Annotated in this window: 16 protein-coding genes and 1 pseudogene; 10 read left to right on the forward strand and 7 right to left on the reverse strand. The window is 35.0% G+C overall.

Translation table 11 applies throughout. The features are described from left to right. Positions 1-29: 29 nt before the first annotated feature. Positions 30-254 carry a hypothetical protein gene (locus BAQ48_RS16580; RefSeq protein WP_000558703.1) on the reverse strand — a complete coding sequence of 75 codons (225 nt, stop codon included), beginning with the start codon at positions 252-254 and terminating at the stop codon, positions 30-32. 148 nt (positions 255-402) lie between these two features. On the opposite strand from BAQ48_RS16580, the pseudogene BAQ48_RS16585 reads away from it, so the two are divergent. Beyond that, positions 403-891 (forward strand): annotated as a pseudogene (locus BAQ48_RS16585) (DinB family protein). A 36-nt stretch (positions 892-927) separates the two neighbouring features. Here BAQ48_RS16585 and uptA read toward each other — a convergent pair. Continuing rightward, positions 928-1,533: an undecaprenyl phosphate transporter UptA gene (uptA, locus tag BAQ48_RS16590; protein ID WP_071711954.1), complete on the reverse strand. Its 606-nt coding sequence runs from the start codon at positions 1,531-1,533 to the stop codon at positions 928-930. 276 nt (positions 1,534-1,809) lie between these two features. Between uptA and BAQ48_RS16595 the strand changes: the two genes are divergently transcribed. Together BAQ48_RS16595 and BAQ48_RS16600 are read left to right on the forward strand one after the other, a co-directional pair. Further along, a complete protein-coding gene (locus tag BAQ48_RS16595; protein ID WP_071711955.1) occupies positions 1,810-2,925 on the forward strand; it encodes an HD domain-containing protein in 1,116 nt (371 codons plus the stop codon). Positions 2,926-3,070: 145 nt separating this feature from the next. Beyond that, entirely contained in the window at positions 3,071-4,471 is a 1,401-nt protein-coding gene (locus BAQ48_RS16600) for an HD domain-containing protein (RefSeq protein ID WP_071711956.1), read from the forward strand. 193 nt (positions 4,472-4,664) lie between these two features. Here BAQ48_RS16600 and BAQ48_RS16605 read toward each other — a convergent pair whose 3' ends face one another. Beyond that, the gene (locus tag BAQ48_RS16605) at positions 4,665-5,429 is read right to left on the reverse strand and encodes a DUF1836 domain-containing protein (protein WP_000447236.1); all 765 of its coding nucleotides are present in this window, start codon (positions 5,427-5,429) and stop codon (positions 4,665-4,667) included. Positions 5,430-5,686: 257 nt separating this feature from the next. Between BAQ48_RS16605 and BAQ48_RS16610 the strand changes: the two genes are divergently transcribed. Together BAQ48_RS16610 and BAQ48_RS16615 are read left to right on the forward strand one after the other, a co-directional pair. After that, on the forward strand, positions 5,687-6,136 hold the full coding sequence (locus BAQ48_RS16610) for a hypothetical protein (protein WP_000914469.1): 450 nt from the start codon (positions 5,687-5,689) through the stop codon (positions 6,134-6,136). After that, positions 6,124-6,432 carry a YxcD family protein gene (locus BAQ48_RS16615; RefSeq protein ID WP_000447759.1) on the forward strand — a complete coding sequence of 103 codons (309 nt, stop codon included), beginning with the start codon at positions 6,124-6,126 and terminating at the stop codon, positions 6,430-6,432. The genes BAQ48_RS16610 and BAQ48_RS16615 overlap by 13 nt, the downstream gene beginning before the upstream one ends. Positions 6,433-6,456: 24 nt before the next feature. Here BAQ48_RS16615 and BAQ48_RS16620 read toward each other — a convergent pair whose 3' ends face one another. From BAQ48_RS16620 to BAQ48_RS16635, 4 genes are all read right to left on the reverse strand, one after another. Next, positions 6,457-7,692: an NAD(P)/FAD-dependent oxidoreductase gene (locus tag BAQ48_RS16620; protein ID WP_071711957.1), complete on the reverse strand. Its 1,236-nt coding sequence runs from the start codon at positions 7,690-7,692 to the stop codon at positions 6,457-6,459. Further along, complete coding sequence (locus tag BAQ48_RS16625) at positions 7,689-8,021, reverse strand: (2Fe-2S)-binding protein (protein ID WP_071711958.1); 333 nt, start codon at positions 8,019-8,021, stop codon at positions 7,689-7,691. The genes BAQ48_RS16620 and BAQ48_RS16625 overlap by 4 nt, the downstream gene beginning before the upstream one ends. Further along, on the reverse strand, positions 8,018-8,290 hold the full coding sequence (locus BAQ48_RS16630; protein ID WP_071711959.1) for a (2Fe-2S)-binding protein: 273 nt from the start codon (positions 8,288-8,290) through the stop codon (positions 8,018-8,020). The genes BAQ48_RS16625 and BAQ48_RS16630 overlap by 4 nt, the downstream gene beginning before the upstream one ends. Before the next feature lie 74 nt (positions 8,291-8,364). Beyond that, complete coding sequence (locus BAQ48_RS16635) at positions 8,365-10,026, reverse strand: sigma-54 interaction domain-containing protein (protein WP_071711960.1); 1,662 nt, start codon at positions 10,024-10,026, stop codon at positions 8,365-8,367. 182 nt (positions 10,027-10,208) lie between these two features. Between BAQ48_RS16635 and BAQ48_RS16640 the strand changes: the two genes are divergently transcribed. The 5 genes from BAQ48_RS16640 to BAQ48_RS16660 are packed head-to-tail and all read left to right on the forward strand — an operon-like array spanning position 10,209 to position 15,778. After that, positions 10,209-11,384 (forward strand): NAD(P)/FAD-dependent oxidoreductase, encoded by a 1,176-nt coding sequence (locus BAQ48_RS16640; RefSeq protein WP_071711961.1) that lies wholly within the window; start codon positions 10,209-10,211, stop codon positions 11,382-11,384. Next, entirely contained in the window at positions 11,381-12,418 is a 1,038-nt protein-coding gene (locus BAQ48_RS16645) for a proline racemase family protein (protein ID WP_071711962.1), read from the forward strand. Before BAQ48_RS16640 ends, BAQ48_RS16645 begins: the two co-directional genes overlap by 4 nt. Further along, positions 12,415-13,356 (forward strand): proline racemase family protein, encoded by a 942-nt coding sequence (locus tag BAQ48_RS16650; RefSeq protein WP_071711963.1) that lies wholly within the window; start codon positions 12,415-12,417, stop codon positions 13,354-13,356. Before BAQ48_RS16645 ends, BAQ48_RS16650 begins: the two co-directional genes overlap by 4 nt. 22 nt (positions 13,357-13,378) lie before the next feature. Then, positions 13,379-14,275, forward strand: a complete 897-nt coding sequence (dapA, locus tag BAQ48_RS16655; protein WP_071711964.1) for a 4-hydroxy-tetrahydrodipicolinate synthase — start codon at positions 13,379-13,381, stop codon at positions 14,273-14,275. Between the two features lie 18 nt (positions 14,276-14,293). After that, positions 14,294-15,778, forward strand: a complete 1,485-nt coding sequence (locus tag BAQ48_RS16660; protein ID WP_071711965.1) for an aldehyde dehydrogenase family protein — start codon at positions 14,294-14,296, stop codon at positions 15,776-15,778. Positions 15,779-15,823 lie beyond the last annotated feature (45 nt).

The raw sequence follows: 15,823 nt of genomic DNA on the forward strand, positions 1-15,823 counted from the left end.
CCGGAATGGCTATTAGCCGTTCCGGTTTCTTAGTATAGAGGATTTTGGTGTGGGCAATTCGGAAATGCATGTATATCTTGAATTTGTCTAAAATCATAATGTTTCATTGCGAACTGAGCTTGGTACAGGTATTCATACACATATAATTGACCATCATGCGCTGAACATAATACACCAGAAGTTCCTTGCCCATTGATGAAGGAAATACCGATAGGGCGTCCGATTAAGTATTGTATTTTTTGCTGCCAATGCATAGGGGAATCACTCCTTTTTGAGATAATATACGAAATGAATGAGTGAATTGTTGCTTATCCACGTAAATCTTAAGTTGGAGGTTTTTTATGTAATTTCTAGAAGTTATATATGAATCGGTTATAAGTGTGAACGAGGAAGGAATGAATTATGGAGAAAGAAAGTATTTTGGAAGAAAAGTTAAGTTTAATAGAATGGTGTCAAATATTTAAGTGTGTAACTCATGATGTATGGTTTGAATCTTTTAGAAAAGGTTCATGGGGAATTGCAGATGTGATTTCACATTTTATCGTTTGGGATGAATTTGTAATGAAGTATCGAATTCCTTAATTTATTAGTACTCAATCAGTACCTCACATTCCAACAGATGTAGAAGAAATGAATAAGAGTGCAATGATATACGCGAGATCAGGTATTTCAAGAGAAGAACTTATTAACCAATTTAGCTATACTCGTAAACAATTAGTAGACGAAATTGAGCGAATTCCTGCCTATAATTTTCATAATACATTTCAAATTGGTACTAAAAAAGTGAGACTAGATCATTATTTTTCATCACTCATTCAACATGACTTAAAGCATAAAGAAGAAATAATACAATTTCTAATATATAATCAAGCATATAATAAAAACCGCTAACATTCTTAATGAATGTTAGCGGTTTTTATTATATTTTTAAGCAAGATTTTTACGTTTTTTTGTCCATTTTTTGATGACGAAGTATAAAAGAATAAGTATGATGCCACCAATTGCGAACGATTTCACATACGGTCCAGCAATATCGTTAATATTCTCCCAGTTTTCTCCTAGTTTTTCACCTAAATAAATGAAAATGATTGACCAAGGAATTATCGCAAGTGCTGTTAATGTAGTGAAACGTAGCAATGGCATTTTTGTAATACCAGCAGGAATTGAAATCGCATGACGCACTACTGGAATGAAGCGCGCTGTGAAAATTACGCCAGTTCCATAACGATTAAACCAATCTTCAGCAGCATCGATTTGTTTTTTATGAATGAAAATATATTTTCCGTAACGTTCTAATACAGGGCGACCACCGTATCGGCCAATCCAATAAATAAAGACTTGGGCAATAACACCGCCAATTGTACCGAATACAACTGCACCTACAAATGAGATACTTCCATTTGATACTAAGTATCCAGCATAAGCGAGGACAATTTCACTCGGGATAATTTCAATCATTAATCCAAGCATAATGCCCCAATAACCTAATCCTTCAAAAAACGTTAATACGGAATGAATAAAACTACTTAACATTGTTGCACCTTCTAGTTCATGAATTTTTGCATAGACATCCCTTTTAATTAACTATGTAAAAGGTTTACTATATGTAGATTATACCTTATTTACATAGGGGATTGCTATTTCAATTCTTTTATGTCTCATATAAGTAATATTGTAAAGGATATTAGCCCAGTTTTCATGAAGAGAAAATGAAAAGATTGTTAAAAATTTCTCATATATTAATGATAATAAACTGAAAATTAAGTATAATAATGTGAGCTTTTATTTATAAAAATAGGAGGAGAATACATGCAAATTAATGATCCGATTTATGGAACAATCTCTATTCGTGATAGAGATATCCTTCGATTAATAGATACAAAAGCATTTCAAAGGTTGGCGTGTATTAAACAACAAGGACATACATACTTTGTACACGAAAACGCAATACATACGAGGAAAGAGCATTCAATAGGTGTATATGTATTAGTAAATAAAGTGATAGAACATCTTACAGATATTGGTGACATTTGTTTGTCAGAATACGAGAGGAAATTATTATCTGTTGTAGCTCTCCTACACGATGTTGGACATGGTCCATATTCACATTGCTTTCAACAAATATCAGGTGAAGATCATGGTGATTGGACTGTACGAATCATTCAAGAGGATGAAGAAATACGCATGATTTTAAATCAGACATGTGGATTATTAGATGATGTAACGAAAGCTTTAACAGAAGATGGAGTTTTTCAAATTATAGATGAACTATTATTTAATTCATTAGGAATGGATCAATTAGATTTTTGGAATAGAGATTTATATTACTCATCGCTTGAATTAGAAGGTTTACGGATAGAAGAATTGATTACTTATATGCGTTTCGTTAACGGTAAACTTGTAATTGAAGAACTAGGAATCCCTTTAATCGAACAACTAATGAAAATGAAAGAAGGGCTTTATCATAATGGATTTGGCAACCCGTTTGTGATAGGTAAAGACTTATTGTTGCAAAAGATTTTTAAAAAGATAGAAGAGAAAAGTCTTTCTTTCTATACGCCTGAGCTTCAAAACTTCTTTTATGAAAGAGAGAAGTTAGCAGTAGAGGATTTTCTTCCGTTACATGATGGAATAATTTTCAATGAATTAAAGTGTTTTGAAAAATCAAACGACGTAGAAATAGCAGCATTAATCCAGCTATATTATTCGGCAACTAAAAGTTTAGCATTTGAAAAAGGAACAGAGGGTGATTTTCATAAGAAAAATAGCAGCTTAGCGGTAATCACCGAAAAAAAGGCTTACAGTTCATATGTAGGTGGTATTTATGTTTATAGTGAGGGAGAGTTAGAGGATATTATAGAAAAATCACCTTTCATTCGAGAGATAGTAAGATTACCTACAAAAGAATATGCCTATTCAATTTGAGTTTATTTAGGTATTTCTAAATGTTTCGCGAGGAGTGAACAATATGAAAATTCCCTTATCACTTAGACAGGTACTTCACTTTCAAATAACGAATTATAATGTTAATAAAATTTTTATTGAAACTTAACGTGATGAAGGTGAAAATATGAAAAAAGCATTATTAGAAAAGGCCTCATATCTACATAAAGCAGAATTAGAACAATTACATAAAGCTATATTAGTTTCCGAGAAAGCACATGAAGGACAATTCCGCGTTTCCGGTGAGCCGTATATTACTCATCCATTTGCAGTTACAGAAATTTTGTTAGATTGTAAGGCAGATATTATAACTTTAATTGCAGCATTACTACATGATGTGGTGGAGGATACAGATTATACAATTGAGTATATACGTGATATATTCGGTGGAAAAGTGGCTGATATTGTAGAAGGGTTAACTAAAATTGATAAAAAACAAATCCCTAATAAAGAAGAGTATGAAGCAATAAATTTAAAGAAGTTATTGTTAGCTACACAAGAAGATATACGAGTAGCTATTATAAAAGTGATAGATCGTCTCCATAACATGAGAACTTTACAGGTGAAAGCTGTAAAGAAACAAGTTCCTTATGCAAATGAAACACTCAAAATTTTCGCTCCGATTTGTAAAAGGCTAGGGCTACTACATATTCAGCACGAATTAGAAGAGTTAGGTTTTTTGTATCTTAATCATTCTAAATATAAGGGAATGAAAATCCTTTTACAAAATTATGTTAAGTTATTAGAGGGTTTGTCTCAAAATATAATGCAAGATATAAATAATTTTCTAAATCCATCTTTAATATTTGAAGTTAACTATGAAGTAAGCCCTATTTATACAGCTTATTCTCGTCTCCAAGATATTCAAGACATTACAGCAGTGTCAAAAATAATTATCACGGCCTCAAATAATTTAGACTGTTATAAAATATTAGGAGTTATACATCAACTATACCAACCAATTCCATATCAATTTGAAGATAATATAGCAATTGAAAGTGATGTATTAAACAGATACTTAAAGACCAAAGTAGTGATCAATAACCATGAAATAGTGATATGTATTGAAACAAAAATAAATCAGGAGATACGAGATAAAGGAGTATTTCATGTACTTACAAAAAGTATAACTGATAAGGAGATGCAAAATATAATTCATAAATTGATGGATCATTTTATTAAGACAAATGATCTAGTAACTCAAGATGCGATTGAATTTTATGATTTAGTATCATATGAACTATTCCAAGATAATATTGTTGCATTTACTCCTAAGTTAGATTCCGTAAACTTACCGCAAGGTGCTACTGTAATTGATTTTGCTTTCGCATTAAACCCTGAAATTGCTAAGTATATGTCAGGTGCTAAAGTTAATGGTATAAATAAATCGATAATAACGAATGTTTCACATCTAGATATAGTTGAACTTTTGGTAACTGAAAACATTAGTAATGTGAGACAGGGTTGGTTAAGTTTTGCTAATAGCTCAAAAGCTCAAATCGAAATTTATAAAGAGTTACAAAGATGAAGGAATTAAATTTATCGAGAAAACTTGTTCGAAATATAATAGAATGAAATGATCATTTTTGAATTAATAATAGGCGATTATGGTTTTTTATAATTAATATCTAGAGAAACAAGCATTAACCTGTTCTAAGTATGTAACAGGTTAATGCTTGTTTTCGTTATAAAAAAATAGAAGCATTTCTGCTCCTATTTTTTTAAGGCTTTACATCTAAATTTTGTAAAAATAACGTTGCTGTTACGTAACGTTTTGCTAACATTTGTACATAGGCGGTATGCACAGATAATGTGGCAATAATAATCGCGTTACGAATCGCTTCACGTTGCTCGTTATTAATTTGATCGAACTTGCTTGCGATTTTATCAGCTTTTTCTTTTACGATGTTTTCAATTGTATGAACTGTATCTGTTGCATTTAATTGTAAGCAATTCCCTTGATTAAGTTCTTCAAATAGAGAAGAGTATGCTCCGTATAAATGAACAGGGTTGATTAAGTCATCACTTCGATCCGCTGGGTCATTTACGATAAGGCGCAATAGCTTACGAATGGATTCAAAATCAAGTGCTGTTTTTAAATCTTCAACAATGAATAATAGTGCTGCTTGTTCGATTGAATATTTTTTTCCTTTTTGAGGAGAGCCAATCATTTCTTTTATATCTCGTTTCACCCAGTTTTGCATCGCAGTTACAGAGAAACTCGTGTTTTCAATCTGATTGCCCAGTGCAACTATTTCATTTAATGAAAAACCAACGTCTGTATCTTCAATCTTAATCAATTTTTCAAAAATAGGTGAAAGTGCGGTAGTAATAAAAGCAGTAACGCTTTGTCCGCTTTCAATATCTTTTTTATGTGACTTTGCCCAAGCTTCTTGTAATATTCCGAGAGGCTTTTTCGTATTCCATCCTCTTAGTGATAGAAGAAGGGTAGCCATTTCGTTTCGTGTGAGATGAAATGTTTCCATCTTTTCACCTCCAAAATAATAAAAAGTTCTTATGAACCTATAATATGTTTTGTTTCTTTTAAAGTCAATTCTGTTTTGCTTATTTTTTCCTTTGTCACCAAACTGTTGAAGTAAATAATACTTGCATATTTCGACAAAAGTTCATATAATAAGTTCATAAGAACCTTTAAAATGTTTTTAAAAACAAATCTATCATTCTAAATTTACTAGAAAGGTAGATTTCACATATATCTATATAAAAGGAGAATGGATATAATATGTTGAAAAAACTTGTAGCAGTAATGACAGCATTCATGGTGATCTTTGGAGCTAGTAGCTTTATATTTGTAGATCATGCAGCAGCGAAAAGTTACAAATCTGGTAAAAAATCATTTACACCAAGTTCAGGTCAAAAGTCAAAAGTTGACTTAAATAAAAAAGACTCTAACGTAAATTCTCAAAAAACGACTCCAGATTCAAAAACAAAAGCAACAAACACAGCACCAAAAAGTAATAAAGGCAGCTTTATGAAAGGTTTATTACTAGGTGGTCTTGGTGGTTTACTAATGGGTAGCTTATTTGCAAATATGGGAGCTCTTGGTTCTGTATTAGCATTTATGGTAAATATGTTAGTAATGGCTGGTATCGTAATGTTAGCAGTTCGTGCATTTAAATACTTCAAAGATCAACGCAAGAAAAAGGCAGATGAAGTAGCATGGAAACAATAAAAATTTCTGAACAAGAACTTATTAATGCGCTTTGTGTGTATATCGCTGAAAAAAGACAAGTTGGACCAGAAGAAGTTTTAGTTGAACTGATGTATGATGATGACTATGGTTTCTCAGCTGAAGTAGAGGTAAATGGTCGTCAGCAAATATTAATTCAAGCAAACTTAATTGAGGCACTACGCTTGTTACTTGACAGAGAATATAATGTCAATTCATTTGCGGCAAGGTTACAGCTTGAACTAGATGATGAAGAAGGTATTTACGCATTAGCGAAATTTAATAACTCGGATGAGTAGTGAAAAGAGCTGTTGAGAGTAATCTCAACAGCTCTTTTTAGTATGTGCATAGGAAGAGGAATAATCACGCCAAATTTCATTCATTTTTCGTCTGCCAGCATCGATCATTGGATTGAACTGAATTGCAGCTTGTTGACGTACGGTGTGTACATTTTGGATTGCTTGTTGCAAGTGTTGTTCAATCGAATTAGATTTTTTATTTGCTTGTTTTACGATTGAATATCCAGCAACTGCTCCTTGCGCCATTGCGATTTTTCCGCTTTCAATGCCAGTAATATTGCCTGCTACAAATAAGCCGGGAAGAGGGGTTTCCATTGTTTCGGAATGAAGAGGGACGTGTCCACCTAATTCTGAGATGTATTGGAAAGGACAACCAGCTACAGCGGCAAGCTCGGCAAGCGGATATAAGCCACCAGCAATACAAACGAAGTCTGCCTCTAATATTTTTTCTGATCCATGAATAATATTACCTTTAGAATCAATGCGGGCAACGCGAACCCCTTCAACTTGATCCGTTCCGATAATTTCAAGTGCTGCTTTACGGAGATGAAGCGGTGTTCCATTTATTTTCATCCCGTTATTTGGATAGAAAGTTAATCCAGTTTTTCGAATCCAATCATTTTTCATCAAACGACTACCTATTCGCAAGAAAGCAGATGGGGCAAGGTGAGCCGCATTTAATAGTGAGTTTAAAACTTCTTCTGGTTCACCAGCTTTTTGGCTTAACTCACTTTTTTCAGGGAGTACGATATGATCCACTTTAATTCCAGCTAATTGCAGTTCATTTAAAATCGCAAATGACAAAATGTTAGCACCAATAATGATTCCTTTTTTCCCAACTTGAACTCGGTGAACATTTGTCATAACTTGCGCTGCTCCAATCGACATTACCCCTGGAAGTGTCCAGCCAGGAAGGGGAATAGAATATTCGGCAGCCCCTGTAGCAAGTAGAACAAACGGTGCTTCTAACGTACCGATATTTGTATGTACAAACCAATTACTTTCATCTTTATCTAAATTAAAGACAGAAACACCGCATTGAATTTCGACTGAAAGTGATTTTGCTTCTTCATGAAGGCGTTTTGATTCTTCTATTCCGTTCCACCATTCTCCAGTCGGCTCTTGATGCAACTGTCCTAACAATCTTCCACCTGGCTTCATAAATTCATCAATAACGAGTACATTTAGTCCGAAACGTGCACAAGAGATAGAAGCTGATAATCCTGCTGGTCCTGCACCAATAATAATTACATCTCTCATCCCTTTTTCACCATCTCTCTCACGATATTCGGGTGCTGTTTTCCGCTTTCCACAACCATATTGTCTTCTACAACAGTTAAGCAAGCGCGTATATTCGTTTGATTATTTACTGTCACGCGGCATTCAGAACAATGTCCGATATTGCAATAAATGCCCCGCGGTGTTCCGCTATCTTCATGTACTCTTAACGTTCTTATTCCGTTTGCTAGTAAGGCAGCAGCAATTGTTTCATGTTCATACGCTTCATATTGTTGACCGTTAAATTGAAAAGTGATGCGCTGACTATTATTTAAACTGCCTAAAATAGGGTGATGTGTAATTCTACTCATTTGCTCTCACCTACCGATCCAAAAGTAACTGCACGTACTGGTGGCTGATATTTTAAAGGAATTTCATTCGAGTTTATATTAGGATTTGTATTCTCGATCATTCGATCTATCATCATTCTACATGTGCGGCCACCACAAAATCCCATACCAGCACGTGTTCTTAGTTTTAATTCCCTTGCCGAGCAATTATACTCAGCGATTGTTGATTGAAGTTGTCCGTATGTTACTTCTTCACAACGACAAACAATTACGTTCTCTTTATTCGTCATATGTATTCCTCCTCTAGTTCGGTTTGCACAAATTATAATGCAAAAACTGTGCCAAAGTAGAGGAGGAGAGGTGGTTATTGTAATCCGAGTTTTTTTAATCGATTATATAAAGTAGCCCTCGTTATGCCAAGTTGCTTTGCACATTCTAATTTATTTCCATTTAGAATTCGTAAAGCTCGTTCGATTACCTTTTTCTCATGTTCATCCATTTCATTTTGTAAAGAGAGGATCGTGTTGTTGTTACTTAGCAAAAGGGAATGAGGCGTTTCGCTTTCTAAAGTTTCATTTGTGTGAAATGGTAAATATTCTTGTTTTATAATACCGTCTGTCGCAAATACGACGAGTCTTTCAACTACGTTACGGAGCTCACGAATATTACCTGGCCAATTGTAATGAAGTAGTTCATGCATAATACTTGAAGGTAAGTCGCGAACTGGTCTGTTATAGTTAATTGAAAAATCATTTAAGAAGGAGTACGTTAATTCGATAATATCTTCTCGTCTTTCTCGTAGTGGTGGAATATGCAAACTAACTACATTTAAACGATAATATAAATCTTCTCGGAAAGTTCCTTTTCTCATTTCTTCTTGTAAATCACGATTTGTAGCAGCGATAATGCGAAAATCAATATTTATTTCTTTTTCTCCACCAACTCGGTAATATTTTCGTTCTTGTAGTACACGTAATAGTTTTACTTGCATATCGAGTGGCATTTCGCCAATTTCATCGAGGAATAAAGTACCGCCTTGCGCCAACTCAATTTTCCCTTTTTTCCCTTTACTATTTGCCCCAGAAAAAGCGCCTCGTTCGTATCCGAATAACTCACTTTCAAATAGCGCTTCTGGAATTGCACCACAGTTAATTGAAATGAAAGGTGCAGTTGCTGTTTCGCTTGCTTCGTGTATCGCTTTTGCAAATACTTCCTTACCAACACCACTTTCCCCAAGTATTAAAACAGTCGACTTCACAGAACAAACCTTTCGAGCTAATTGTATCGTTCTTTGTATGACAGGACTTTTTCCGTTCATTGCATGGAAAGGATCGGATGTATCTTTATACTTTGCGACTTCTTGTTCTAATCGGTGCATTTCATGCGACATATTAAATAGTTTTTCATTCAAAGCGACTTGATTTGTAACATCCGTTTCTGAAACGACTGCCCCTATTATTTTATCGTTACAATAAACTGGGTTTGAATTAATTAATACGAACAAATCAGGGCGAGGCTGATGGAATTGAGCGATTATGCTTTTTCCACTATGTAATGATTGTAAAATTTCTAAATCTTTATAATCAAAAAAACGAGTGATCGGTTGCCCAATAATTTCATTATGTTTTACTGAAAAAATCTTTTCAGCACCATCTGTCCAAGTACGAACGCATTCTTTATCGTCAATGACTGTAACAGAAGAATCTGACGTTTGAATAACAGTGTTATAAAAGGCTTGTAGTTCATTGTAATACTTATAAAGAAAAGGAATCATTTGCTGTGTAGTAATACAGTATATAGGTTCTTCGTTTTCGTTCATGATGACAACAGCTAGTTCATGAGAAAATGCGTCGATTAAAGCAGTGAAAGAGTCATCCTCATATATAACTGCACAATTCCATTTTTCAGTAGTTGAATGGATGTAATAAAATTTCTCATTTACTTGCTTGATTGGTTGCAGGATACTTTTGTGATCCATTGGCAAAATTTTTATAAATTCTTTTATTGTCGGAAATGAAAATGCCATAGTGCCCTCCTATTATGTAAAAAAATTTAGACAGTGATAAAAAAATAATACACCTATTCACGATAAATTTAAAATATTTTTACAAATAAAAATATTAATTATAAAAAGTGTATATATTTAGAGTTGGCACGTCAATTGCATAAAAGAAAGTGAGAGGTTGAGGGGGAAAGGAGGAGTGTTTTGTGAGGCACTGCGACGTTTTAATTATAGGTGGCGGAATAATAGGGTGTTCCATCGCTTATTACACTTCAAAATACGGAAGAGATGTAACAATCATTGAAAAAGGAGAATTTGTCAGTGGGACGTCTTCACGGTGTGATGGAAATATATTGGCAATTGATAAAGATCCAGGGTTTGATAGTCAAATGTCATTAGTAAGTCAAAAGTTAGTAACAGAACTAAGTGAAGAATTGGAGCATTCATTTGAATATAGGGCACCTGGCAGCATCCTCGTTTGTGAATCAGACGAAGAAATGGAAGCGGCGCAGCAATGGGTAGATAGGCAAAAAGAAGCTGGTTTACCGTTTCGAATGCTTGATAGGCAAGATATAAGAGCGGAATCACCATTTTTTGCTGATGATTTATTAGGTGGTTTAGAATGCGCAACTGATTCAACTGTAAATCCGTATCTTCTCGCTTTTTCGCTTTTAGCAGATGCGAAAAAATTGGGTGCAAAAGCTTATAACCATACAGAAGTTAAGGAAATGAAAAGAGAGGAAGACGGCTCATTTATTGTAGAAACGACAAACGGTACATATACTGCGAAGCAAGTGGTGAACGCAGCTGGTGTGTGGGCTCCTAAAATTGGACAGATGTTAGATGTCAATATCCCAATTGAACCGAGAAAGGGACATATTATTGTAGCTTCAAGGCAACAACACGTTGGCTGCCGTAAAGTAATGGAATTTGGTTATTTAATTTCTAAGTTTGGCGGAAAACGACAAGTGGATGATTTGACTGAAAAATACGGGGTTGCACTTGTATTTGAACCGACAGAAAGTCAAAATTTTTTAATTGGTAGTAGTCGGGAATTTGTAGGATTTCACACGAGAATAAACAATGAAGTTATTAAATGTATTGCAAACAGAGCAATTCGTTTTTATCCGAAAATGGCGGATATGATGGTGATCCGTTCATATGCAGGTTTACGTCCATGGACAGAAGATCATTTGCCGATCATTTCACGTGTGGAGCATATCCCGAACTATTTTATAGCAGCGGGGCATGAAGGTGATGGGATTAGTCTTGCGGCAGTTACTGGGAAGGTGGTTGAGGAGCTGTTAAATGAAAAAGAAACAATCATTCCTATTGAACCACTTCGTTTGAGTCGTTTTACAGAAAGGGTGTTAAACCGATGAGGTCACAAAGAGTCTTTACGACGATTGATACACATACGGGCGGAAATCCAACGAGGACATTAATTAGCGGACTTCCAAAGTTAATTGGAGAGACGATGGCAGAGAAGATGTTGCATATGAAAAAGGAGTATGACTGGATTCGCAAATTGTTAATGAATGAACCACGTGGACATGATGTAATGTCAGGTGCACTATTAACAGATCCGTGTCACCCTGAAGCTGATATAGGTGTTATATACATAGAGACAGGCGGGTATTTACCGATGTGTGGCCACGATACAATCGGTGTATGTACAGCTTTAGTCGAATCAGGATTAATCCCGGTAGTTGAACCGGTTACTTCTTTAAAGCTAGATACACCAGCTGGCTTAGTTGAAGTAGATATTTTTGTCCAAGATGGGAAAGCGAAAGAAGTCTCCTTCAGCAACATACCAGCTTTTTTATTGAAAAACATTACTGTAGACGTTGAAGACATTGGAACTGTAGAGGCTGACATTGCATATGGAGGGAATTTTTATGCCATTATCGATGCGAAGTCAGTAGGCTTAAATTTAGTGCCAGAAAACGCATCTACGATCATTGATAAGGCAATTCATATTCGAAATACAATTAATGATAAGTTTGAAATCATTCATCCAGAGTATTCGTTTATAAGAGGGTTAACACATGTTGAATTTTATACAGATCCTACTCATGCAAGTGCGCATGTGAAAAATACAGTTGTTGTTCCACCAGGAGGAATAGATCGATCTCCATGTGGTACAGGAACATCGGCGAAGTTAGCGGTATTATATGCTAATCGAAAAATAGAGATTGATGAAGAGTTTGTCCACGAGAGTATCGTTGGCTCTCTATTTAAAGGGTGCGTCATAAATACGACAAATGTTGAAAATGTTGAAGCTGTCGTAACGAAAATTACTGGCTCAGCTTGGCTTATGGGTATGCACAGATTTTTTTACAATGAAAAGGATCCACTTAAAGAAGGTTTTTTGTTAATTCCGCCGATGGAGCATGAAACGGAGGATGTAAAATGAACATTCAAAAAATGTATACAGCAGTAGATGTACATGTAAATGGTGAAGCATTTCGTGTAATGAAAGATGTACCATGCAAATACTACTACAGTTTGGAGCAACTAAACGAACAATTTTCCGGTGAATTAGCAGAAGAAATGAAGCTTTTATTAAATGAACCACGTGGTTTTATCGGTTTAAATGGATGTATTGTCGTTCCTTCTATTCATAATGAAGTGGATGCAGCTGTATTGTTTTTCAATCATGAAGGGTCCATTCCCCTTCATTACGGAGGCATTGTCGCAGTAATAACGATGTTACTAGAAAGCGGATATTTAAAAAAGAGAGAGTCTAATCAATACAAAATTGAAACGCTATCTGGCATATTTTCAGTCCATGCGTATGTTGAGAATGATGAGGTTGTATCTGTTTCGTTTGAAAGTAAACTATGTTATATGATTGAGCAAAATTTACAGGTTGGTAATATCAGTTACTCTCTCATTCAAGCAGATAAAGTATATGCAGTTGTAGAAAAGGATACGTATTCGCCAGAAATTCGTATTGAAAACATTTCTGAATTGAAAAAATGGGGAGAAGCTACACTTCAAGCTATACAAAAACAGTCTTTAATAAAAAGACTTATTTTAGTAGATTCCACGCAAAAAGAAAAGAACCATATAAAGTCTATTACATTTCATGAAGATAACTTTATAGTACGATCACCAGGTTTTGTTTCTACCATTGTGTCTTATGTTCATGCGTTATTTAAAAATGATTATATAGCGAATAAACCTTTTATAAATGAAAGTATATTTAATAGCTTTATAACAGTGGAAAAAGTGAAGAAGGAAGAAACGGGTTACATTTTCCGTTTTGAAAGTAGAGGATTTATTACAGGTATGCAGACGTTTTTGCTAGATTCTACAGATCCGTTTCCAACAGGATTTCTATTAAAATAAAATGTTAAAGGGAGAGATAAAGATGCAAAAAATTAAAGGGGCATTTCCAGTATTAATAACACCGATGGATGAGTTTCAAGAGATTGATTGGAAAGGTGTAAAACAAAATGTAAATTACTTTATTGAGCAAAAGGTAGCTGGAATTATTATTAATGGAAGTACGGGAGAATTTGTTAGTTTATCAAAAGAAGAACGATTTAATATGGTAGAAACTGTATTAAAAGAAGTTGATGGCCGTATTCCCGTTATCGTTGGTACTGCAGCAGAGACGACGAAAGAAACGATTGAATATACGAAACATGCAGAAGCGCATGGAGCGGATTGTGCATTAATTATTAACTCTTACTATTGTAAACCGAAAGAAGAAGAAATCTATTTTCATTTTAAAGAAATCTCAAACGCAGTAAACATACCAATTATGTTATACAATAATCCATTTACTTCTGGTGTTGATATGAGTACAGAACTTATGCTTCGAATCGGAAAAGAGTGTGAAAATGTTACACATATTAAAGAATCTAGCGGAGATGTTCGTAAAGCGAGAGATTTAGTAAGACAAGGCAAGGGTGCTTTTCAAGTTTTCTGTGGATCTGAAGATTTAGTTATGGAATCTTATTTAGTTGGTGCCTCGGGATGGGTTTCAGTAGCAGGAAATATCGTTCCAGGTCTCGTTACGAAAATGTATGAGCATTTTCAAAATGGTGAACTAGAAAAAGCGTGGGAAATAAACGATGCTATTCTACCTCTTTGCGAGTTTCTTGAAGGATCAGGGAAATATGTACAAATCGTTAAACGTTCAATGGAATTACACGGGCAAGCCGGAGGGCCTTCTCGCTATCCAAGACTAGGATTAACGGAAGAAGAAGATCAAAAGCTTCAATCAATTTTATCAAATATCACAGCTCATACAGCTGTTTAATTGAGGAGGAGTGTATTTATGTTAACGACAAACATTGAGTTGAAACCAAAAGTGAAAGCGTTTTTAAATGAAGAAATTAAAATGTTTATTAATGGTGAATTTGTTTCTTCTATTAGTGGGAAGACGTTTGAAACATATAATCCAGCAACAGAAGATGTTCTAGCTGTCGTATGTGAAGCGCAAGAAGAAGATATTGATGTCGCAGTAAAAGCAGCAAGAGCTGCATTTGAAAGTGGACCTTGGGCAGAAATGACTACGGCTGAAAGAGCACATCTTATTTATAAATTAGCAGACTTAATTGAAGAGCATGGAGAAGAATTAGCACAGCTAGAGGCGTTAGATAATGGAAAACCATATCAAGTAGCACTCGATGATGATATTGCAGCGACTGTAGAAAATTATCGTTACTACGCGGGATGGGCTACAAAAATTGTCGGGCAAACCATTCCGATTTCAAAAGATTATTTAAATTATACACGCCATGAACCGGTTGGCGTTGTAGGACAAATTATTCCGTGGAATTTTCCGCTCGTTATGTCTTCTTGGAAGATGGGGGCTGCACTTGCGACAGGTTGTACAATCGTATTAAAACCAGCAGAACAAACGCCTTTATCATTATTATATACAGCGAAGCTTTTTAAAGAAGCTGGTTTTCCAAACGGTGTTGTAAACTTTGTACCAGGTTTTGGTCCTGAAGCAGGAGCGGCAATTGTAAACCATCATGATGTTGATAAAGTAGCCTTTACTGGTTCAACAGTTACGGGAAAATATATAATGCGTCAATCAGCTGAAACAATTAAACATGTAACGTTAGAACTTGGTGGTAAGTCCCCAAATATCATTTTAGAAGACGCTGACTTAGAAGAAGCGATTAACGGTGCGTTCCAAGGAATTATGTACAATCATGGTCAAAATTGTAGTGCGGGATCTCGTGTGTTCGTTCATAGAAAGCACTATGAAACAGTCGTAAATGAACTTGTAAAAATGGCAAATGACGTAAAGCTTGGAGCAGGTATGGAGAAGGAAACTGAAATGGGTCCACTCGTATCTAAAAAACAACAAGAGCGTGTGCTACATTATATTGAACAAGGAAAAGCTGAAGGCGCTACTGTTGCTGCTGGTGGTGAACGTGCATTTGAAAAAGGTTATTTTGTACAGCCGACAGTATTCACAAATGTTACGGATGATATGACAATTGTTAAGGAAGAAATTTTTGGACCGGTTGTCGTTGTACTTCCATTTGATTCGACGGAAGAAGTAATTGAAAGAGCAAATAACTCTTCGTATGGGCTTGCTGCAGGGGTATGGACACAAAATATTAAAACTGGACATCAAGTTGCTAATAAGTTAAAGGCAGGAACAGTGTGGATTAATGATTATAACCTAGAAAATGCAGCGGCACCATTTGGTGGGTTTAAACAATCTGGTATCGGTCGTGAGTTAGGTTCATATGCGCTAGATAATTATACAGAAGTGAAAAGTGTTTGGGTCAATATTAAGTGAAACGTTATTTAATAGAAGCCTTATAGCCCGTAAATAATGAGATAA

Source organism: Bacillus luti (genome assembly GCF_001884105.1).
Classification (GTDB): domain Bacteria; phylum Bacillota; class Bacilli; order Bacillales; family Bacillaceae_G; genus Bacillus_A; species Bacillus_A luti.

Bases quoted from the DNA above. Each gene is read 5' to 3' on its own strand.
- BAQ48_RS16580 (WP_000558703.1), bottom strand. From the start codon at position 254: ATGCATTGGCAGCAAAAAATACAATACTTAATCGGACGCCCTATCGGT.
- uptA (WP_071711954.1), bottom strand. From the start codon at position 1,533: ATGTTAAGTAGTTTTATTCATTCCGTATTAACGTTTTTTGAAGGATTA.
- BAQ48_RS16595 (WP_071711955.1), top strand. From the start codon at position 1,810: ATGCAAATTAATGATCCGATTTATGGAACAATCTCTATTCGTGATAGA.
- BAQ48_RS16600 (WP_071711956.1), top strand. From the start codon at position 3,071: ATGAAAAAAGCATTATTAGAAAAGGCCTCATATCTACATAAAGCAGAA.
- BAQ48_RS16605 (WP_000447236.1), bottom strand. From the start codon at position 5,429: ATGGAAACATTTCATCTCACACGAAACGAAATGGCTACCCTTCTTCTA.
- BAQ48_RS16610 (WP_000914469.1), top strand. From the start codon at position 5,687: ATGTTGAAAAAACTTGTAGCAGTAATGACAGCATTCATGGTGATCTTT.
- BAQ48_RS16615 (WP_000447759.1), top strand. From the start codon at position 6,124: ATGGAAACAATAAAAATTTCTGAACAAGAACTTATTAATGCGCTTTGT.
- BAQ48_RS16620 (WP_071711957.1), bottom strand. From the start codon at position 7,692: ATGAGAGATGTAATTATTATTGGTGCAGGACCAGCAGGATTATCAGCT.
- BAQ48_RS16625 (WP_071711958.1), bottom strand. From the start codon at position 8,021: ATGAGTAGAATTACACATCACCCTATTTTAGGCAGTTTAAATAATAGT.
- BAQ48_RS16630 (WP_071711959.1), bottom strand. From the start codon at position 8,290: ATGACGAATAAAGAGAACGTAATTGTTTGTCGTTGTGAAGAAGTAACA.
- BAQ48_RS16635 (WP_071711960.1), bottom strand. From the start codon at position 10,026: ATGGCATTTTCATTTCCGACAATAAAAGAATTTATAAAAATTTTGCCA.
- BAQ48_RS16645 (WP_071711962.1), top strand. From the start codon at position 11,381: ATGAGGTCACAAAGAGTCTTTACGACGATTGATACACATACGGGCGGA.
- BAQ48_RS16650 (WP_071711963.1), top strand. From the start codon at position 12,415: ATGAACATTCAAAAAATGTATACAGCAGTAGATGTACATGTAAATGGT.
- dapA (WP_071711964.1), top strand. From the start codon at position 13,379: ATGCAAAAAATTAAAGGGGCATTTCCAGTATTAATAACACCGATGGAT.
- BAQ48_RS16660 (WP_071711965.1), top strand. From the start codon at position 14,294: ATGTTAACGACAAACATTGAGTTGAAACCAAAAGTGAAAGCGTTTTTA.